Here is an 18,739-nt window from a genome sequence, read left to right as displayed (position 1 = left end):
TGACGTCGGTCCGGCCGTGACTGCTGGTCCGGCCGCGACCGGCGGTCGTCTCGCCCGGTCGCGCCGGAACGCGGCGGGTCGAGCGGGTCGGCGGTCGGGTCGGTTGGTGGTCCGTCGTCCGTATCTGGGCGGTGCGCCGGGGACGTGGTCGGTCGGTTCCGCGGGTGGCCGCCCTCCGCGGCGGTTCAGGTTCGGAATGTGCGAGCGAAGCGAGGTATGAGCGTGACGGGTGGTCCGGTGATCGGCGTGTTCGCCCTGCAGGGCGACGTCCGTGAGCACGCGCACGCCCTGACGGCCTGCGGCGCCGTCGCCCGGCCGATCCGCCGGCCGGCGGAGCTCGACGACGTCGACGGCCTGATCATCCCGGGCGGCGAGTCGACGACGATGAGCAAGCTGGCGATCGAGTTCGGCCTGTACGACCCGATCGCCAAACGCCTGGCCGACGGCATGCCCGTCTACGGCTCGTGCGCGGGCATGATCATGCTGGCCTCCACGGTCCTGGACGGCCGCCCCGACCAACGCAGCTTCGGCGCGATCTCGATGACGGTGCGCCGCAACGCCTTCGGGCGGCAGGTCGACTCGTTCGAGGCACCGGTCGCGGTGTCGGGCTTGTCCGACGAGCCGTACCACGCGGTCTTCATCCGCGCCCCGTGGGTGGAATCGGTCGACCCGGGCGTCACGGTCCTGGGCTCGATCACCCGCACAGGCGCCGACGGCACCACGGCCCCCCACGCAGTCGCGGTCCGCCAGGGCGCGGCCCTGGCAACCTCGTTCCACCCGGAACTCACGGGCGACCTCCGCCTCCACGACCTCTTCGTGCGAATGGTCCGCGAGTCCCGCTGACCCCATCCCGGCTCGCGCGGGGCCTTGAGCGTTACCCCGCGCGGAGGTGGCAGGGGAGGGCCCTCTGGGCCCGGACCGGTGTCCGGCGGGAGCGGCGGTCGTGCCCACGGCGGGCCCGGGACATCGATCTTGGTTTGTTCCTGGGTCGGGAATGCCGGCTTGGTGTGACGCGTTGCACTACTGTCCGTCTCGGGCGGTTCGTGGAGTGGATCATCCCTGGCTGAGGCCCGGGCCACTCTCCTCGGTAGACTTGGTGGCTTGGGCAGCCCCGTCCGCCCGTTTCCGCTGCCCAACCTGGGGTTATTTCGGAGGTCATCCATGTCCGGCCACTCAAAGTGGGCGACGACCAAGCACAAGAAAGCCGTCATCGACGCCAAGCGCGGCAAGATGTTCGCCAAGCTGATCAAGAATGTCGAGGTCGCGGCGCGGACCGGTGGTGGCGATCCGGCCGGTAACCCCACGCTTTACGACGCCATTCAGAAGGCGAAGAAGAGCTCCGTGCCCAACGACAACATCGATCGTGCGGTCAAGCGGGGGTCGGGGCTCGAGGCCGGTGGGGCCGACTACCAGACGATCATGTACGAGGGCTACGGCCCCAACGGTGTCGCGCTGCTGATCGAGTGTCTGACCGACAACCGCAACCGCGCGGCGACCGAGGTGCGGACCGCGTTGACCCGCAACGGCGGCTCGTTCGCGGACGCCGGGTCGGTCTCCTACATGTTCACCCGCAAGGGCGTCGTGATCGTGCCGAAGGCCGGCCTGTCCGAGGACGACGTGCTGCTCGCGGTCCTCGACGCGGGGGCCGAGGAGGTCAACGACCTGGGCGAGGCGTACGAGGTGGTCTCCGAGCCGACCGATCTGGTCCCGGTGCGGACGGCACTGCAGGACGCGGGCATCGACTACGAGTCGGCCGAGTCGTCGCTGGTCCCGAGCGTCAACGTGCCGCTCGACGAAGAGGGCGCCCGCAAGATCTTCAAGCTGATCGACGTGCTCGAGGACTGCGACGACGTCCAGAACGTCTACGCCAACTTCGACGTGTCCGACGAGGTCATGCAGCTCATCGATGCCTGAGGGGCGGTCGCAGCGCCTATAGTGCCGCCCATGGACGACGGGCGGCCCGGGCGTATCACCGGTGTGGTCGGCACGGTGGTCGCGGCGGCCGGCGTGGTCGTCGTGCTGACCGAGTTCAGCAGGGCCTTCGGCGACGGGCGCGGGATCATGGTCGGCGGCATCCTCGTCGTCGCGGGGTTGCTGCTGCGCGTCGAGGGCGCCATCTGGGCGAGCCGGGGTCCGGCCGAGGACGAGTCGTGATCCTGTCGCGGGTGTCCACAATGGCCGGAGCCGCGGGTGGCGGGGCGCGCCGGTAACGTGAAGGTGTGAACGAGCCGCGTACCGCACCCGCCTGGCTGGCCGACGCCGTCCTGTACCAGATCTATCCGCAGAGCTTCGCCGACTCCGACGGTGACGGGATCGGGGATCTCGGTGGCGTGCTGGAGCGGCTCGACTACCTGCAGTGGCTGGGCGTCGACACCGTGTGGTTCAGCCCGCTGTTCACGTCGCCGTTCGCGGATGCCGGTTATGACGTGAGCGACTACCTCTCGGTCGCGCCGCGCTACGGCACCAACGACGATCTCGTCGCCGTGACCGAGGCCGCGCGGCGCCGGGGCATCCGGGTCATGCTCGACCTCGTCGCCGGGCACACCTCCGACCAGCACCCGTGGTTCCGGGCGTGGGCCGACGACCCCGACGACGACCGCTACATCTGGTCGCCCAAGGTCGGCGCGCCGGCCGGGGCGTGGGCGCCGGCGCCCGGGCGGTGCGGCGGCTACTTCATGCTCAACTTCTATCCGTGCCAGCCGGCGCTCAACTTCGGGTACGCCCGCGACGACGCGCGCGAGCCGTGGCGGCAGTCGGTCGACGCGCCCGGGCCGCGCGCCAACCGCGAGGCGTTGCGCGAGATCATGGCCTTCTGGTTCGACCGCGGCGTGAGCGGATTCCGGGTCGACATGGCGTCGTCGTTGGTCAAGGACGATCCCGGGTACGTCGAGACGGGCAAGCTCTGGGGCGAGATGCGCACCTGGATCGACCGGGCGTACCCCGAGAACGTCCTCATCCCCGAGTGGGGCGACCCGGCGGTGGCGGTGCCGGCCGGCTTCCACGCCGATTTCTTCCTGCACTTCCGCGGCAACGCGCTGCTCTCGCTGTGGCACCTCGGCATCGGCACCGCCGACCCGTCGTGGCCGGCCGAGCCAGCGTTCTTCGACGCCGAGGGGCTCGGCGGCATCGCCGACTTCGTCAGCCAGTGGCAGCACGCGACCGAGACGATCGCGGGCAACGGCCAGATCGCGCTGCCGACGTCGAACCACGACTACGCGCGGCTGGTCGCGGGCTCGCGCTCACACGAGCACGTGGGCGCCGCGTACGCGTTCCTGATGACCTGGCCGACCCTGCCGACGATCTACTACGGCGACGAGATCGGCATGCGGTACGTGCCAGACATGCCCGACAAAGAGGGCAGCATGCTCTCGCCGCTGAACAATCGGACGGGATCGCGTACGCCGATGCAGTGGGACGGCTCGCGCAACGCGGGCTTCTCGACGGCGCCGGCGGATCAGCTCTATCTGCCGATCGACCCCGACCCGGCGCGGCCGACGGTCGCGGCCCAGCGTGACGACGAGGGCTCGCTGCTGAGTTTGGTCCGGCGGCTGATCGCATTGCGCCGGTCGACGCCGTCGCTCGGCAGCGCGGCGCCGGTGGAGGTGCTGCACGCGGGGTATCCGTTCGTCTATACCCGCGGGGGCACGCACCTGGTGGCGGTGAACCCGCGCCGGGCGCCGGCGGCGGCACCGCTGCCGGCGGGGTTGGTCGGCGAGGGGGTTCGGGCGTTGGAAGTGCACGGCGCCCGCCTGGCGGAATCCGAAGTGAAGATCGACGGCTTCGGCTACGGCATCTACGCCCTCTGAACCGGTCGAGCCGCCTGTCGCCGAATGCGTTCGGCATTGACAAGGGGTGCTCCTATGGAAACACCGCGTAGTGGAGCGGGGTTGACGGGAGTGCTGTCATGCGGCGACCGGCCTGGCGTTTGTCGTGGTTCACGTCGCTGTGTGTCCTGGCGCTGGGGCTCGGCCTCGGCACGGCATTCGGTGCCGCCGGAAGTGCGCGACAATGGAAAGCACTGAGCGATGTCGGCCAGGCGTTCGGAACGGTCAGCGCGTTGTTGTCGGCGGTGGCGTTGCTCGGCGTCTGGTCGTCGATCAGACTGCAGACGCGCCAGGCCGAGGTCGCCAAGTTCGAAGCCGTCCGCAGCATTCGCGGCCAACTCATCCAGATCGCATTTGACGAGCCGGAGCTGTTGGCGCTGTGGGGATTCGATCGTTCAGGTGGCGACGAGGAGATGCGCGAGGCCGCGTACCTCAGCCTGATCTTCTCTTACATGAAGATGGCGCACGCGGTCGGTGCGATCACCGATCTCGAGTTGGTCAGGGCCGGCCCGGCGATCTTTCGAACCGCGCGAACACGATCGTGGTGGGAGAAGGCGCGGCACGCTTATCTGGCTGACACGTTCTCGGCGGAGGCGACCACGTTCGCGCAGATGGTGGACGCCCAGTACCACCTGGCACGGGTGCGAGACCAGCCCGCGGAGCGGTGAGTGTCGGGGCTCGTTACGGGCGAGTGCCCGATCCTCCGCGAGCCGATCGCGCATGAAACCTCTTATCGCCCGCCTACGTCAAAAAGGCCTGCCTTGGCGTCGTCGATGAAGTCGCGCCAACTGTCGGCGGAAAACGTGAGGACGGCGGACTGATCGCCGCTCTTGCTGTCGCGCATCAGAGTCGTTCCAGGCCTGACCGAAACCTCGACGCATTGATCGATATTGCACCGGGTGGCGCGGGACCATCCGAAATGTGCGTTGTTCATATTGCCTCCGGTTGCGCTGACTGGCTCGTACAGTGATACCCGCAATCCGCACCAGGGTGTTCGAGCCAACGCGGCGTGTTCCTGCCGGAAGCAGTGGGCATCGGTGCGCGCTGACATGATTTCGGCCGGGCCACTTTCTGACCCGGAATCGAAACCTTTTCTGGTGTGGAATGCGCCCCGAAAGTGCCTGGCGTCAGGGGGTTCGGCCAGGCCGCGCGGGAGAGTATGTCACGTCCACGATGGACACGCAGTCCCCCGTTATCGGGACGAACGGGTGAGTCGTTCCCCACGAGCCCCTTTCGCGTGACCAGCGCATCGTGAATGCAGGTGGTGGCGAGCCAACTGCCGGCCAGCGATCCTGAATTGGACGCTGTAGGGCGGCGCATCCACCGATAGCGTCGTCAGGCATGGATCTTGCTGCTGCGCAGAAGCTCTGGGAGCCCGTCCCCGGTTGGCTCAACACCGCGAGCTACGGCCTGCCGCCCAAGCCCGCCTGGGACGCGTTGCAGGCCGCCCTCGACGACTGGCGCGTCGGGCGTACCTCCTGGGAGCCCTGGGACGAGGCCACCCAGCGGTGCCGGGCCGCGTACGCGCGCATGATCGGTGTGCCGCTCGCCGACGTCTCCGTCGGTAGTGCCGTCTCGCAGCTCGTCGCACCCGTCGCCGCCGCGATGCCCGCGGGCACCCGGGTCGTCGTCGCCGATGTCGACTTCACCTCCATCGTGTTCCCGTGGGCCGCGCACGGGCTCGACGTGGTCGCGGTGCCCGTCGACAAGCTGGCCGAGGCCGTCGGGCCCGGCACCGGTGTGGTGGCCTTCAGCCTGGTGCAGTCGGCCGACGGGGAGATCGCGGCCTACGAGGAGATCGTCGCCGCCGCTCGGGCCGTCGGGGCCCTGGTCGTCGTCGATGCCACCCAAGGTTGCGGGTGGTGGCCGTTCGACGGCGCGCTCGCCGATGCCGTGCTGACCGGCGGCTACAAATGGCTGATGGGGCCGCGCGGCACCGCGTACGCCTACTACTCGCCCGCCTTGCGCGAGCGGATGACCCCCTCGGCGGCCGGGTGGTACGCGGGTGCCGACGTGCACACCTCCTACTACGGGATGCCGCTGCGGCTCGCGGAGGACGGCCGGCGGTTCGACATCTCGCCCGCCTGGCACAGCTTCGTCGGGTCCGCGCCCGCGTTGGAGCTGATCGAGGAGATCGGCGTGGCCGCGATCCGCGACCACAACCTGCGGCTGGCCGACCGCTTCCTGGCCGGGCTGGGGCGTCCGCCGGCGGGCAGCGCGATCGTCACCGTCGACGTGCCCGACGCGAAGGCCAAACTGGACCGTGCCGGCGTCCGCGCCGCGGTGCGGGCCGGGCGGGTGCGCGCGAGCTTCCACGTCTATTCCACTGAGGCCGATGTCGACCTCGCCCTTGAAGCGTTGGCGAGCTAGGCAATTCTTGAAGTCGATCCATGCTCGGGTGCGCGGTGGTCCAGGCCGTTCCTCCCGCGAGGGACCGCTCCGCTTCGCTGCGCTGCCAGGTCCGCCGTGGGCCTGGCCAAGACCAGAACGCCTAGTGCGGCGCGATGCCCGCCATCAGGAGGTCGACCACCTGTTCCGGCATCTTGTCGGCGTCGAGGTCCGGGTGCCAGCGCACCACCCGCTGCATCAGGATCGGGCCGATCAGGACCGCCATCGTCAGCTCGATGTCCAGGTCCGCGCGGAGCTCGCCGTTCGCGACGCCGCGGCGCAGCACCTGGCGGACCCGGTTGCGGCGCGGCTCGATGATGTCCTGGTAGGCCTGGTAGTGCTCCGGGCTCCGGCTCAGGTGCGGCAGGATGCACGGCAGGATCTTGGGGAAGCGCGGGTCGTGGCCCGTCGGGCCGACCTGGGAGAGCAGCGCGATCAGGTCGTCGCGGACCGACTCGCCCGCCAGCTCCGGGCCCGGCAGCTTCAGCGTGGCCAGGGCGTCGTGGAGGAGGGCCTCCTTGCCCGGCCAGCGCCGGTAGATCGTCGCCTTGCCCACCCCGGCGCGGGACGCGATCGCCTCGATCGAGAGCACGTCGACGGTCGTCCCCTCGGCGAGCAGGTCGAGGGTGGCCGAGACGATGGCCTCGTCGACGCGGACGCTCCGCGGGCGCCCAGGGGCCCGCGGAGCATCCTCGAGAGCTGGCATGAGAACCATTCTCCCTGACGTCAGCCGGCGGTCGCCAACTCTTCGGCTGCCGCCTCGACCGGCTGCACGTGGTCGGCACCCGCCCGGCGGCCCGGCATCCAGATCAGCGCGGCGAGGATGCCGAGGCCGAGGATGACCGCGCCCGCGCCGGCCGCCCAGTGCATGGCGGTCATGAAGGCGTCGTTGGCCGCCGAGATCAGGCCGCCGCCGGCCTGGCCCGCCCGGGACGCCACGCCGTACGCGCCGGAGATCGACTCGTTGGCCACCTCCTGGATCGGGCCTGGCAGCGCGGTCGTGGTCGGCTCGATCTGGCCGCGGTAGACGGCCGCGAGGATCGAGCCCAGGATCGCGATGCCGAGCGCGCTGGCCACCTGCCGGATCGTGTTGCTGACCGCCGAACCCACGCCGGCCTTCTCCCGGGGGAGCGCCGACATGATCGACTCGGTGGCCGGCGCCATGATGTTGGCCATGCCGACGCCCTGGACGAAGAAGTCCAGCAGCAGGAACCAGACCGACGTCTTCGCGTCCACGAAGACGAAGCCGATCAGCGAGAGCGTGACCAGCGACAGCCCCGTCGCCGTGACCGCCTTCGCGCCGAACCGCTGCACCATCGCGTGGCTGCGCGGCGCGAAGATGAGCTGGGCGATCGCGAACGGCAGGAACAGCAGGCCCGTCTGCAGCGGCGAGTAGTCACGCACCAGTTGCAGGTAGAACGAGCTGAAGAAGAACACGCCCATCGAGGCGAAGAACGTCAGGCCGATCGCGGCGATCGGTGCCGAGAACCGGGGGAGCTTGAACAGGCGTACGTCCAGCGACGGGAACGAGATCCGCGACTCGTACCAGACGAATGCCGCCAGAACGACGAGCCCGCCGCCGCCCGTGAGCAGCACCTCCGTGTTGCCGAAGCCGTCCTCGCCGCCCTTGATGATGCCGTAGACCAGGCCGACGAGGCCGACCACCGAGAGCAGCACGCCCACGATGTCGATGCGGCCGGGGCGCGGGTTGCGCGACTCGGGCACGAGGATCGCGACGGCGACCAGGCCGACGATCACCACGGGCACGTTGATCAGGAAGACCGAGCCCCACCAGAAGTGCTCGAGCAGCGCGCCGCCGAGGATCGGGCCGATCGCGATGGCGAGGCCGACCGCGCCGGACCAGACGCCGATCGCCTTGCCGCGCTCGCGCGGGTCGAACACGTTGGAGATGATGGAGAGCGTCACCGGCATGATCGCCGCTCCACCGAGACCCATCAGCGCGCGGGCGCCGATGAGCTGTCCGGGATTCTGCGCGTACGCCGAGAGCAGCGACGCCAGGCCGAAGAGCGCGAGGCCGATCATCAGGAACCGCTTGCGCCCGAAGCGGTCACCGAGCACGCCGAACGAGAACAGCAGACCCGCGAAGACCAGCGTGTACGAGTTGATGGCCCATTCGAGTTCACTCTGCGTGGTGCCGAGGCCGTGGACCGGGTCGGCGAGGGTACGCAGGGCGACGTTGAGGACCGTGTTGTCCAGCACGACGACGAGCAGGCTCACGACCAGGACGGCGAGGATCGCCCAGCGCCTCGGATGCCCGGTGTTGGAGGTTTGCTCCACGTCCGTCTCCCCCCGATAGTTCTTTGAAGTGCAGTTACGAAACGGCACAGGTTCGTATCGCCTGGGAACGCTAGTGCCGCCGGAACCGATACGGAACCGTCTCGTATCAAATTGTGAGTGCCGTCACCAGAGGGGGTTGCGGGCCACGTCAGGGCGGCGATGATGGTGATGGATGCGCGGGGAGGAGGGCGCGATGGTGGACCTGCTGCCGAAGATGCCTCCCGAGGCACCGGACGGCTACGTGACGTTCGTCGACCGCCACCTGGCCGCACTCCGCCTCGAGTCGGCCCGCCTGGCCGGCGACGCGTGGCGGGCGGAGGAGATCTACCCGGAGGTGTTGGCCGACGTGGCCGCCCGCTGGCGCCGCCTGGAGTTGCTGGCGAGGTGGTTCGGCCGCCCGGCGGCCGCCGAGGACTACCTGCACGAGGTGCTGACCAACCGCGCGCGGCGGTGGCGGGCGGAGCAGATCTACGAGGTCGAGATGGTGGTCCTGCGCGCGGACCCGGCCGGCGAGGCCCCGACCCCGGCCCTTCCACCGCCGGCACCGTTCGCGGGAAAGCCGACGGCGAGCGCGGGGCTGGCGCGCTACCGGCGCACGGGCCCGGGCCGCAGCAGCGTGGGCCTGCGCCAGGCGAGGTTCCTGAGCCCGCTCCGCCACCCACCGGCCCCGATCGCGGAGGCGGCGATCGCCTGGTGGCACGCCTACGTGGCCCAACGCCGCCGCAAGCGCGTGGCGGCGGTGATCGCGGTGATCCTGGCGTTGGCGGCCCTGACAAACCTCCGCGCCACCAACCAGATCTGACTCATCCTAGGACGCTCAAGGGGGTGTGCCGCGCCTTACGGATAAAGAGCAACGCCACGACCAAGATCGCGAACAAGGACCGGATGTCCCGGGTCCGCGGTGGTCCGGACCGTCGCTCCCGCCGGACTCCCCGTCCGCGGCACGCAGGCGCCGGCACGACAGACGTGATCGAGGCGATTACAGCCGACGAGATCCGGACTTGTGCCGGGGCCGTTCAGGCCGAAGGGCCCGTGCGCAGGCGGTGCAGGCGTAGGGCCAGCTGGACCTCGAGCGCCCGCTCCGGCTGTTGCCAGTCCGTGCCTATCAGCTGGCCCACGCGTTCCAGGCGTTGGGTGACCGTGTTGACATGCACATGGAGTAGTTCCGCCGCCTTCGCGAGCCCGCCGCCCACCCCGAAGTACGCCTCCAGTGTGCGGACCAGCGCCGTGCCCCGGCGGACGTCGTAGTCCACCACCGGGCCGATCGCCGCCGCGATGAAGCGGCCCACCTCCGTCGAACCCGACGCACCCGTCGTGCCCAGGAGCAGCCCCACGAAGCCCAGCTCCGCCGCCCCCGCCCCCTCGCCGACGCGGCCCAGCGCGGTCAAGGCCGACAGGCACCGGTCCGCCTCCGCGTACGCGGCGCCCAAGGAACCTGGTCCCGACGACGGACCGCCGGCGCCCGCGGTCATCGGCCGGCCCGACACCCGGGCCGCGTCCTTCGCGACCAGGCGCGCCGCCGCGCCCGGGTCGGTGCCCGGCAGCATCAGCAGCACCCGACCGTCCCGCGAAGCCGCCAGCCCACCCCGCGACAACGCGTAGGACGTGGCCCACGACAGCACCCGCTGCCGCCCCGTCGTGTCGTCGCCGACCGCGACCAGCACCTGCGGTGCGTCGAGGTCCACCCCGAGCCGGCGCGCGCGGGAGCGCAGCGACTCCGCGTCCCGGACCGGGCGGGACACCAGCTCGTCGAGCAGCTCCCCGCGGACCCGGCCCTCCGCCTCGGACACCGTCCGCCGGAACAGCAGCAGCAGCGCCGTCACCAGCGCCGCGCGTTCGAGGATCCGCTGGTCCGCGTCGACCAGCTCCGCCGTCGGCCGGAGCACCAGCGCGCCCAGGTCCTCCGTGCCCGCGACCACCGCCGCGTACCAGCTGTCGCCCCGGCGCACCGAGCGCCGCTCCGCGCGGGACGCCGCGACCGCCTCGGCCAGCGTCGTGCGGTCGGGCTCGTCGAGCGCGCCTACCCGGGCCAGCTCCCGGCCGTCGGCGTCCAACGCCAGCAGCGCCCCGCCGAGCACGTCGGTCACCGCGGCGACCACGTCCTCGACCCCGCCACCGCGCAGCACCAGCGCCGTCATCCGGTCGTGCGCCGACGCCGCGCGCTCGACCGAGCTGCTGTGCGCCTGGATCGTCGCGTTCGCCGCCGACAGCTCGGAGAGCGCGACCCGGGTCTCGGTCAACAACCGCGCCGTGTCCAGGGCCACCGCCGCGTGCGCCGCCAGCGAGCCGAGCAGCGCCACCTCCTCGCGCGCGAACGGGCGCGCCGAGCGGTTCGCGGCGTACAACACACCCAACGACGACGAACCGAGCCGCAGGGGTACGCCGAGGATGGCGACCAACCCCTCCTCGCGTACGCCGGAGTCGATCTCACCGGTGTGCCGGAACCGCTCGTCGGCGTGGTAGTCCGCCGTCACGTAGGGCGTCCCCGTCTGCGCCACCAGACCGCCGAGGCCGGCGCCGAGGGGGAGCCGCAACCGCTGGAAGCGGGCCGACACCGAACCGTCGGTGACCCGCATGTAGATGTCGCCGCGGTCGTCGTCGTTGAGGGTCAGGTAGGCCACGTCGGCGCCGAGCAGCGTGCGGGCCCGGTGCACGATCGCCCGCAGCACGTCGTCGACGTCCCGCAGCCCCGCGAGGTCGGCGGCTGTGTCTACCAGGCCCGAGAGCTCCACCTCGCGCTGCCGCCGCCGTTCCAGCAGCGAGCGCACCCGCAGCGCGGCCAGCTTGGCCCGCTCGAGCTCGGCCACCTCCGCGGGCGGCAGACCCGCGGCGCGGGCGGCCAGCAGCGGACCCTCGAACTCGACCGCCGCGGCCTCCCGCGCCAGCAGTTCGAGAAACTCCGCCGTCATGACCATCAGCTTGCCGTCCATCCCCCGTCCATGGCGATAGAGGCCCCGGTGATGAACGACGCCTCGGGGGTGCACAGGTAGGCGAGCAGCTCCGCGACCTCGTCCGGCTCGACGAGGCGCTTGAGCGCCGACCGGGCCAGCAGGATCGTCGAGAGCACCTCGGTCTCGGGGATGCCGTGGGTGCGGGCCTGGTCGGCGATCTGGCCCTCGACCAGCGGTGTACGCACGTACCCCGGGTTGATGCAGTTGGCGGTGACCCCGTGCGGCGCGCCCTCCAGGGCGATCACCTTGGACAACCCCTCCACGCCATGTTTTGCCGTGACATAAGCGGACTTGTACGGCGAGGCGCGCAGCCCGTGTACCGACGAGATCGTGATGACCCGCCCCCAGCCGCGCGCGTACATGTGCGGCAACGCCCGCCGGACCAGCCGGAACGGCGCCTCCACCATGACCCGCTGCAGCGCCGCGAACGTGTCCGGCGGGAACTCCGCCAGCGGCGCGACGTGCTGGAACCCGGCGTTGTTGACCAGCACGTCGACGTCGGCGTCCACCTGGTCGAGCGCGTCCGTGTCGGTCAGGTCGACCTCGACCGCGACACCGCCGATCGACGCGGCCACCTCTTTCGCGGCCGCGCCGTTGCGGTCGACGACCACCACCTTGGCGCCGGCCGCGGCGAGCCGGGCCGCGCAGGCCCGCCCGATGCCGCTGCCGCCGCCGGTGACCAGCGCGGTGCGCCCGGTGAGGTCCAGCCGTACGACGTGGTGGTCAGCCACCCGATCTGCCGCCATGGCGCATGAATGTACGAGCCTCGCGAGGGCCGGCCCATGGCGTGCCGCCACACACTGCCCCGGGGAGTTATGTGGCAGGGACGTCGATGCGCGGGAAGATCGCGGCCGGCTTCTCGACCCGCGCGCCGGTCATCCCGGCGAGCCAGGTGCCGGCGGTGACCTCGACGTCGGCCGGCTGGCCGAGCGCGGCGAGGATCTCCGTGGCGGCGTCGGGCAGGACGGGGCGCAGCAGCGTGGCGACGGCCCGGATGGCAGCCGCGGTGTGCAGCAGGCAGGTGTCGAGCCGGTCGGCCGCCGCCGGATCCTTCGCGAGGTGCCACGGCGCGTGCTCGTCCACGTACGCGTTGGTCCGCCCGACCAGGCCGGTCAGGTGCTGGACCGCGGTCCGGTGGTCGAAGCCCGCGAACGCCTCGGCGAAGTCACGCAGCGTGTCGGCGACCGCGCCGCCGAGCCCACCGTCGGCCGCGCCCGCCGGCACGAGACCGTCCCGGTAGCGCCCGATCATGCTGGTCACCCGGTTGACCAGGTTGCCGAGCCCGTTGGCGAGGTCGTGGTTGTAGGCGGAGACGATCCGCTCGGCGGTGACGTCGCCGTCACCGAACGGCGCGAAGGTGGCGAGCAGTGCATATCGGACAGCGCGCGCACCATAGGCACTGATCAGCGAGACCGGGTCGACCGCGTTGCCGAGGCTCTTGCCCACCTTGCGCCCGCCGGCGGTGACGTAGCCGTGCACCACCAGGTCGGTCGGCAGCGGCAGCCCGGCGGAGAGCAGCATCGCCGGCCAGTAGACGGCGTGGAACCGGATCACGCCCTTGCCCAGCACGTGTACGCGGCGCGCCGCCCCGGCCCAGTACGCCTGGTATCGCGGTGAGCCGGCGGTCCACCCGAGCGCGTTGACGTAGTTGGTCAGCGCGTCGATCCACACGTACATGACCTGGCTGTCGTCGCCCGGCACGGGAATGCCCCACCCGCGGGCCCGCCGTGCCGACCGCGACACGCTGATGTCCTGCAGCCCGGCGCGGACGAACGAGATGACCTCGTTGCGCCGCGTCTCGGGGTGGATGACCAGCTCGCCCGACTCAAGGCATTTGAGCAGGTCGTCCTGATAACGGGACAGTCGGAAGAACCAGTTCTCCTCGCGTACGCGCTCAGGCTCGGTCTGGTGTTCCGGACAGACCCCGTCGACGAGCTCGGCCGGCTCGTAGAACTGCTCGCAGCCCACGCAGTAGAGCCCCTCGTAGGCCCGCGGGTAGAGGTCGCCGGCCGCCGCCATCCGCTGCCAGATCTCGGTGGCGCCGGCCCGGTGCAGCGGGTCGACGCTGGTGCGGACGAAGTGGTCGGGCGTGCAGCCCAGCGCCGCCAGCAGGTCCTGGAAGGCACCCGCGTTGCGGGCCACCAGATCGGCGGTGGGAATGCCCGCGGTCTCTGCGGCCAGCACATTCTTGAGCGCGTTCTCGTCGGACCCGGTCAGGAAGAAGACCTCGTCGAGTCGGGTGCGCATGAATCGGGCGTACGCGTCGGTCTCGACGAACTCGAGCGCGTGACCGAGATGCGGCCGCGCATTGACGTAGGGAATCGTCGTCGAAATGAATCCGGTGCCCGCCATGCTTTTCACGCTAGTGAGCCCCGCCACCGGTTATCGGGCACCGGTGTGTCCGCCCTCGCCGGCCCCGCGGCGACCCGTAAGGTGTCGAACACACGTACAGGGGAGGGTGGCGTGCGGGTGCTCGGCGTCGATCCGGGGCTGACGCGGTGCGGCGTCGGCGTGGTCGAGGGTGTGCCGGGTCGACCGTGCACATTGGTCGCCTACTACGTCGTCTACACCGACCCGGCCGACGACCTCGCGCTGCGCCTGCTGCACCTCGACCGCTCGCTGGCCGATCTCGTGGCGGAGCACCAGCCGAGCAGCGTCGCCGTCGAGCGGGTGTTCAGCCAGCACAACGTGCGTACGGTGATGGGCACCGCCCAGGCCAGCGCCGTGGCGGTGCTGGCCGGCGCGCGGGCCGGGCTGCCCGTGTCGACCTACACGCCGAGCGAGGTCAAGGCCGCCGTCACCGGCTCCGGCCAGGCCGACAAGGCGCAGGTCACCTCGATGGTGACCCGGCTGCTGCGGCTCGACGCCCCGCCGAAGCCGGCGGACGCGGCCGACGCGCTGGCGCTGGCGATCTGCCACGTCTGGCGGGGCGGCACCAAGGCGAAGATCGAGGCGGCCGCGGCCGTCAGAAGGGCAGGTCGAAGGTGATCGCCAGCGTGAGCGGCGTCGTCGCCGCGGTGTCGCCGGACGGCGCGGTCATCGAGGTCGGCGGTGTCGGCCTGGCCGTGCACTGTGCACCCGGCACCCTCGCCGGCCTGCGCCAGGGCCAGCCCGCGCGGCTGGCCACGAGCCTGATCGTGCGGGAAGACTCGCTGACCCTCTACGGCTTCGCCAGCGACGACGAGAAGCAGCTCTTCGAGCTGCTGCAGACCGCGAGCGGCGTCGGCCCCCGGCTGGCGCAGGCCGTGCTCGCGGTGCACCACCCGGACGTCGTCCGCAAGGCGATCGCCAACGCCGACACGACCACGCTGACCCAGGTGCCCGGCATCGGCAAGAAGGGCGCCGAGCGCCTGGTGCTGGAGCTGCGCGACCGGATCGGCCCGATCGCGGTCGGCGCCGACGGTGCGACCGGTGTGGTCGGTGCGGTCTGGCACGAGCAGGTCCGCCAGGGCCTCGTCGGTCTCGGGTGGACGGCGGCGCAGGCCGACCAGGCGGTGACCGCGGTGGCCGAGAAGGCGACCGGCACCGAGCCCGTGCCGATGCTGCTCAAGATGGCGATCCAGCTCCTCGGTCGCGGCCGATGAGCGAGATCTCCGCCTTCGTCGCGGAGGGCGAGCAGGACGCCGAGGCGACCGTACGCCCGAAGCGCCTGGCCGAGTTCATCGCCCAGCACCGCGTCCGCGACCAGCTCGACCTGCTGCTGAAGGGTGCCATGGGCCGCGGCACGCCGCCCGACCACATCCTGCTGTCGGGGCCTCCTGGCTTGGGTAAGACGACCCTGGCCAACATCGTGGCGGCCGAGCTCGGCAGTGGGATCAGGGTGACCAGTGGGCCGGCGATCGAGCGCTCCGGTGACCTGGCCGCGATCCTGACCAGCCTGGCCGTCGGCGACGTGCTGTTCATCGACGAGATCCACCGCATCGCGAAGCCGGCAGAGGAGCTGCTCTACTCCGCGATGGAGGACTTCCGGGTCGACGTCGTGGTCGGCAAGGGGCCTGGCGCCACCGCGATCCCGCTCGACGTCGAGCCGTTCACGCTGGTCGGCGCGACCACCCGGTCCGGGCTGCTGACCGGGCCGATGCGCGACCGCTTCGGCTTCGTCGCCCACCTCGACTTCTACTCCGTCGAGGACCTGGACCTGCTGCTGCACCGGTCCGCGCGGATCCTGGGCGTGCCGATCACCGAGGACGGCGCGACCGAGATCGCCGGGCGGTCGCGGGGCACACCCCGGATCGCCAACCGGCTGCTGCGCCGGGTGCGCGACTACGCGGAGGTCCGCGGCGACGGCACGGTCACGCTCGAGACCGCCCGCGAGGCCCTGCGGGTGTACGACGTGGATGCCCTGGGCCTCGACCGGCTCGACCGGGCCGTGCTGACCGCCCTGGTCGACTCGTTCAAGGGCGGTCCCGTGGGCCTCTCGACGCTGGCCGTGGCGGTGGGGGAGCAGCCCGACACCGTCGAGGAGGTGTGCGAGCCGTTCCTGGTCCGGGCCGGGCTGCTGGCCCGCACCCCGCGCGGGCGGGTCGCCACCGACGCCGCCTGGCTTCACCTGGGCCGGAACCCGCCGGCGGCCCCCGCCGGCGCCCGGCCTACCGGACAAAATCCGCCAGCCGATCTTTTCTCCGCCGACCGTCGTTTTCCGTGATCCGAAAGTGATCAGCGCGGCATTCGGCGTTCCCAGCCAGACCGACTAGACTCGCCGCGGTCCGTATGGGACGACATTTCTGCCTGCGCCGGGCGACCCCCACGTCCAGCGACGGCCAATGGAGGTTTTCACCGTGCTCGCAGCACAAAGCTCTGGCGGCGGCGGGTTCCTGCCGCTCCTCATGATCGTTCTGCTGTTCGGGGTCATGTACTTCATGATGATCCGCCCCCAGCAGAAGCGGCGCCGCGAAGCCCAGCAGATGCAGTCCACCCTCGGCGCGGGCTCCGAGGTCGTCACGATCGGCGGGCTGTACGGCACCGTCGTCGAGACCGACACCGAGACCGTCACCCTCGAGGCCGCCCCCGGTGTGCACGTCCGCTACGCCCGCCAGGCCGTCGCCCGGGTGATCAGCGCCAAGAACGAGGTGCCGGAGCCGGCGGAGGCTCCCGAGGTGGAGACGATCAAGTCGCCGGTCGAGCCCGCCAAGGACTGACCGCAGGTTGATGCCCGGGGTCGACAGGTGCCTCACAGCGACCCCGGCATAACCTTGCGTCCGACGACGAACGGGCCCCCCGGCTCGATCGACTTTGATGGATAATCGCGCTGGCTCCGTCCCCGCAGAGCCGGCGTCCCACGCCTGCCCGGCGTGACAACTGCATCGACCCGCGCCGACGCACCCGCGACGGCCCCCAGCACAGGGAGACCCGCTGCCGTGGCACCACCTCAGCGACAGATGCACCCGGGGCGGCAGATAGCCGTCCTCGCGGGGCTCTTCGTCGTCCTCTACGCCCTGGTGTTCTTCGTCGGTACCAGCGGCAGCGTGCAGGACCGGTTGCACCCGAAGCTGGGTCTCGACCTGGTCGGCGGCACCCGGATGACCCTGATCGCGACCACCGAGGGCAACCAGCCGCCGTCGGCCGAGTCGCTCGACCGGGCCCGGGACATCATCGAGCAGCGGGTCAACGCGCAGGGCGTGTCCGAGGCCGAGGTCGTCACCGACGGCAACCGCAACATCGTGGTCTCCCTCCCGGGCGAGAACGCGGACCTGAGCGGCATCGCCCAGACCGCCGAGCTGCGGTTCCGGAAGGTCCTCAACATCACCAACGGCACCGGCCCGGCGGCACCGGCCCCGGCGCCGAGCGGGTCGGCCACCCCCGCCCCCAACCCGAGCGGCTCGCCGTCGGCCCCGCCGGCCGCGACCGGCCAGCCCTCGGCCACCGCGACGCCGGGCACCGGCGGTTCGGGCGGCGGCGCCGAGGCGACCGCCACCCCGACGCCCACCCCGACCGCGACGGCCCCGGCCGCCAACCCGACCCCCGCGCCTTCCGGCTCCGCGGCCCCGGCACCCGTGCCCGCCGACATCGAGGCGGCCCGCAAGGCGGTCGAGACCAAGGTCGGCCCGGCCGCGTGGGCGGCGGCGAGTGGCCTGCAGGCGCCCGACCCGGGCTCCGACCCGGCCGTCACCGAGGCGCTCAAGCCGTTCGGCCAGCTCAGCCCGACCGAGGTCGCGGTGCTCACGCCGCAGATGCAGTTCAACGTGCCGACGATCACGTGTGACCAGCTCGACAAGCGGCCCGCGGGTTCGATCAGCAAGCAGGACCAGCAGGCGATCGCCTGCCAGGGCGGCGGGAAATACCTGCTCGACGTCGCCAAGGTCTCCGGCACCGACGTCGGCAACGCCACCGCCCAGCTCGACCAGCAGGGCCAGTGGGTCGTCAGCCTCGACTTCAAGGGCGACGGCCAGGAGAAGTGGACCGCGCTGACCCGCGAGGCCTACCAGAACAGCGGCCAGACCTGTGACCAGTCGACGCTGCAGAACGGCAACTGCCTGGTCGCCGTCGTGCTCGACAACGGGATCATCTCGGCGCCCGAGATCCAGGGCGTGCTGACCGGCGACTCGCAGATCTCCGGCAGCTTCGACGCGAACTCGTCCGACGAGCTGGCGGGCCAGCTCCGCTACGGCGCCCTGCCGCTCACCTTCACCCAGGCCGACCAGGAGAACCTCTCGCCGACGCTGGGCGCCGAATACCTGCGGGCGGGCCTCATCGCCGCCGGCATCGGCCTGCTGCTGGTCGCGATCTACGCGTTCTTCTACTACCGCCTGCTGGGCACGGTGATCGTGCTGAGCCTCGTGCTCTCCGCGGCCCTGGTCTTCGGCGCCCTGGTCTTCCTGGGCCGCCAGATCGGCTTCACGCTGACCCTCGCCGGCATCGCGGGCTTCATCGTCTCGCTCGGTGTGGCGGCGGACTCCTTCGTCATCTACTTCGAACGCCTGAAGGACGAGATACGTGAGGGCCGGTCGCCGCGCAGCGCGGTGCCGCGGGCCTGGGCCCGTGCCCGGCGGACGATCATCTCCGCCAACGCGATCTCGATCATGGCCGCGGTGGTGCTCTACATCGTCTCCGTCGGCACGGTGAAGGGCTTCGCCTTCGCGCTGGGCCTGGCCACCATCCTCGACCTCGTGGTGGTGTTCCTCTTCCGGCACCCGATCATGACGATGTTCGCCAACACCAAGGCGTTCCTCTCGCCGCGGGTCAGTGGCCTCGGCCGCATCCTGGAGCAGCACAACGACGACGACGGCGACGAGCCGCGCAACCGTACGCGCCCGTCGCGGCGTGCCAAGGAGGCCTGAG

At 71.2% G+C, this 18,739-nt stretch carries 18 protein-coding genes; 12 read left to right on the top strand and 6 right to left on the bottom strand.

Going from position 1 to position 18,739, the window contains the following annotated elements:
• Window positions 1-222 precede the first annotated feature (222 nt).
• The 5 genes from pdxT to Asi02nite_RS05350 all read left to right on the top strand — a co-directional run bounded on the left by pdxT (window position 223) and on the right by Asi02nite_RS05350 (window position 4,492).
• Complete coding sequence (pdxT, locus tag Asi02nite_RS05370) at window positions 223-843, top strand: pyridoxal 5'-phosphate synthase glutaminase subunit PdxT (RefSeq protein WP_373312158.1); 621 nt, start codon at window positions 223-225, stop codon at window positions 841-843.
• Window positions 844-1,161: 318 nt separating this feature from the next.
• A complete protein-coding gene (locus Asi02nite_RS05365; RefSeq protein WP_203711004.1) occupies window positions 1,162-1,914 on the top strand; it encodes a YebC/PmpR family DNA-binding transcriptional regulator in 753 nt (250 codons plus the stop codon).
• 30 nt (window positions 1,915-1,944) lie between these two features.
• Window positions 1,945-2,154: a hypothetical protein gene (locus tag Asi02nite_RS05360; RefSeq protein WP_203711003.1), complete on the top strand. Its 210-nt coding sequence runs from the start codon at window positions 1,945-1,947 to the stop codon at window positions 2,152-2,154.
• A gap of 65 nt (window positions 2,155-2,219) precedes the next feature.
• A complete protein-coding gene (locus tag Asi02nite_RS05355) occupies window positions 2,220-3,806 on the top strand; it encodes an alpha-amylase family glycosyl hydrolase (protein ID WP_203711002.1) in 1,587 nt (528 codons plus the stop codon).
• Between the two features lie 98 nt (window positions 3,807-3,904).
• Window positions 3,905-4,492 (top strand): DUF6082 family protein, encoded by a 588-nt coding sequence (locus Asi02nite_RS05350; protein ID WP_203711001.1) that lies wholly within the window; start codon window positions 3,905-3,907, stop codon window positions 4,490-4,492.
• 62 nt (window positions 4,493-4,554) lie between these two features.
• On the opposite strand, the gene Asi02nite_RS42675 is transcribed toward Asi02nite_RS05350, so the two are convergent.
• Window positions 4,555-4,758: a DUF397 domain-containing protein gene (locus Asi02nite_RS42675; protein ID WP_203711000.1), complete on the bottom strand. Its 204-nt coding sequence runs from the start codon at window positions 4,756-4,758 to the stop codon at window positions 4,555-4,557.
• A 407-nt stretch (window positions 4,759-5,165) separates the two neighbouring features.
• On the opposite strand from Asi02nite_RS42675, the gene Asi02nite_RS05340 reads away from it, so the two are divergent.
• Window positions 5,166-6,194, top strand: a complete 1,029-nt coding sequence (locus tag Asi02nite_RS05340; RefSeq protein ID WP_203710999.1) for an aminotransferase class V-fold PLP-dependent enzyme — start codon at window positions 5,166-5,168, stop codon at window positions 6,192-6,194.
• A 121-nt stretch (window positions 6,195-6,315) separates the two neighbouring features.
• On the opposite strand, the gene Asi02nite_RS05335 is transcribed toward Asi02nite_RS05340, so the two are convergent.
• On the bottom strand, window positions 6,316-6,918 hold the full coding sequence (locus Asi02nite_RS05335) for a TetR/AcrR family transcriptional regulator (RefSeq protein WP_203710998.1): 603 nt from the start codon (window positions 6,916-6,918) through the stop codon (window positions 6,316-6,318).
• Window positions 6,919-6,938: 20 nt separating this feature from the next.
• Window positions 6,939-8,510, bottom strand: a complete 1,572-nt coding sequence (locus Asi02nite_RS05330; protein ID WP_203710997.1) for an MFS transporter — start codon at window positions 8,508-8,510, stop codon at window positions 6,939-6,941.
• A 172-nt stretch (window positions 8,511-8,682) separates the two neighbouring features.
• On the opposite strand from Asi02nite_RS05330, the gene Asi02nite_RS05325 reads away from it, so the two are divergent.
• The gene (locus Asi02nite_RS05325) at window positions 8,683-9,312 is read left to right on the top strand and encodes a hypothetical protein (RefSeq protein WP_203710996.1); all 630 of its coding nucleotides are present in this window, start codon (window positions 8,683-8,685) and stop codon (window positions 9,310-9,312) included.
• 214 nt (window positions 9,313-9,526) lie between these two features.
• On the opposite strand, the gene Asi02nite_RS05320 is transcribed toward Asi02nite_RS05325, so the two are convergent.
• From Asi02nite_RS05320 to Asi02nite_RS05310, 3 genes are all read right to left on the bottom strand, one after another.
• Window positions 9,527-11,440: a helix-turn-helix domain-containing protein gene (locus Asi02nite_RS05320; RefSeq protein WP_203710995.1), complete on the bottom strand. Its 1,914-nt coding sequence runs from the start codon at window positions 11,438-11,440 to the stop codon at window positions 9,527-9,529.
• On the bottom strand, window positions 11,425-12,207 hold the full coding sequence (locus tag Asi02nite_RS05315) for a 3-hydroxybutyrate dehydrogenase (RefSeq protein ID WP_203710994.1): 783 nt from the start codon (window positions 12,205-12,207) through the stop codon (window positions 11,425-11,427). The genes Asi02nite_RS05320 and Asi02nite_RS05315 overlap by 16 nt, the downstream gene beginning before the upstream one ends.
• A 67-nt stretch (window positions 12,208-12,274) precedes the next feature.
• On the bottom strand, window positions 12,275-13,813 hold the full coding sequence (locus tag Asi02nite_RS05310; RefSeq protein ID WP_203710993.1) for a methionine--tRNA ligase: 1,539 nt from the start codon (window positions 13,811-13,813) through the stop codon (window positions 12,275-12,277).
• Between the two features lie 111 nt (window positions 13,814-13,924).
• On the opposite strand from Asi02nite_RS05310, the gene ruvC reads away from it, so the two are divergent.
• From ruvC to secD, 5 genes are all read left to right on the top strand, one after another.
• Window positions 13,925-14,449 carry a crossover junction endodeoxyribonuclease RuvC gene (ruvC, locus tag Asi02nite_RS05305; protein ID WP_203710992.1) on the top strand — a complete coding sequence of 175 codons (525 nt, stop codon included), beginning with the start codon at window positions 13,925-13,927 and terminating at the stop codon, window positions 14,447-14,449.
• The gene (gene ruvA, locus Asi02nite_RS05300; protein WP_203710991.1) at window positions 14,446-15,045 is read left to right on the top strand and encodes a Holliday junction branch migration protein RuvA; all 600 of its coding nucleotides are present in this window, start codon (window positions 14,446-14,448) and stop codon (window positions 15,043-15,045) included. The genes ruvC and ruvA overlap by 4 nt, the downstream gene beginning before the upstream one ends.
• Window positions 15,042-16,106 carry a Holliday junction branch migration DNA helicase RuvB gene (gene ruvB / locus Asi02nite_RS05295; protein ID WP_239126491.1) on the top strand — a complete coding sequence of 355 codons (1,065 nt, stop codon included), beginning with the start codon at window positions 15,042-15,044 and terminating at the stop codon, window positions 16,104-16,106. Before ruvA ends, ruvB begins: the two co-directional genes overlap by 4 nt.
• 133 nt (window positions 16,107-16,239) lie before the next feature.
• Window positions 16,240-16,599, top strand: a complete 360-nt coding sequence (yajC, locus tag Asi02nite_RS05290) for a preprotein translocase subunit YajC (RefSeq protein WP_203710990.1) — start codon at window positions 16,240-16,242, stop codon at window positions 16,597-16,599.
• Window positions 16,600-16,818: 219 nt separating this feature from the next.
• A complete protein-coding gene (gene secD / locus Asi02nite_RS05285; protein WP_203710989.1) occupies window positions 16,819-18,738 on the top strand; it encodes a protein translocase subunit SecD in 1,920 nt (639 codons plus the stop codon).
• Window position 18,739 lies beyond the last annotated feature (1 nt).

Origin of the sequence: Asanoa siamensis (genome assembly GCF_016862555.1) — a bacterium.
In the GTDB taxonomy this organism is placed as follows: domain Bacteria; phylum Actinomycetota; class Actinomycetes; order Mycobacteriales; family Micromonosporaceae; genus Asanoa; species Asanoa siamensis.
Note: the sequence above shows the minus strand (reverse complement) of the source record. Positions and strands in the feature narration are given on the sequence as shown.

Coding starts and splice junctions, on each gene's coding strand:
- Asi02nite_RS05365 (WP_203711004.1), top strand. CDS start 1,162: ATGTCCGGCCACTCAAAGTGGGCGACGACCAAGCACAAGAAAGCCGTC.
- Asi02nite_RS05340 (WP_203710999.1), top strand. CDS start 5,166: ATGGATCTTGCTGCTGCGCAGAAGCTCTGGGAGCCCGTCCCCGGTTGG.
- ruvB (WP_239126491.1), top strand. CDS start 15,042: ATGAGCGAGATCTCCGCCTTCGTCGCGGAGGGCGAGCAGGACGCCGAG.
- Asi02nite_RS42675 (WP_203711000.1), bottom strand. CDS start 4,758: ATGAACAACGCACATTTCGGATGGTCCCGCGCCACCCGGTGCAATATC.
- Asi02nite_RS05315 (WP_203710994.1), bottom strand. CDS start 12,207: ATGGCGGCAGATCGGGTGGCTGACCACCACGTCGTACGGCTGGACCTC.
- Asi02nite_RS05360 (WP_203711003.1), top strand. CDS start 1,945: ATGGACGACGGGCGGCCCGGGCGTATCACCGGTGTGGTCGGCACGGTG.
- Asi02nite_RS05325 (WP_203710996.1), top strand. CDS start 8,683: ATGCGCGGGGAGGAGGGCGCGATGGTGGACCTGCTGCCGAAGATGCCT.
- Asi02nite_RS05310 (WP_203710993.1), bottom strand. CDS start 13,813: ATGGCGGGCACCGGATTCATTTCGACGACGATTCCCTACGTCAATGCG.
- Asi02nite_RS05335 (WP_203710998.1), bottom strand. CDS start 6,918: ATGCCAGCTCTCGAGGATGCTCCGCGGGCCCCTGGGCGCCCGCGGAGC.
- Asi02nite_RS05320 (WP_203710995.1), bottom strand. CDS start 11,440: ATGGACGGCAAGCTGATGGTCATGACGGCGGAGTTTCTCGAACTGCTG.
- Asi02nite_RS05350 (WP_203711001.1), top strand. CDS start 3,905: ATGCGGCGACCGGCCTGGCGTTTGTCGTGGTTCACGTCGCTGTGTGTC.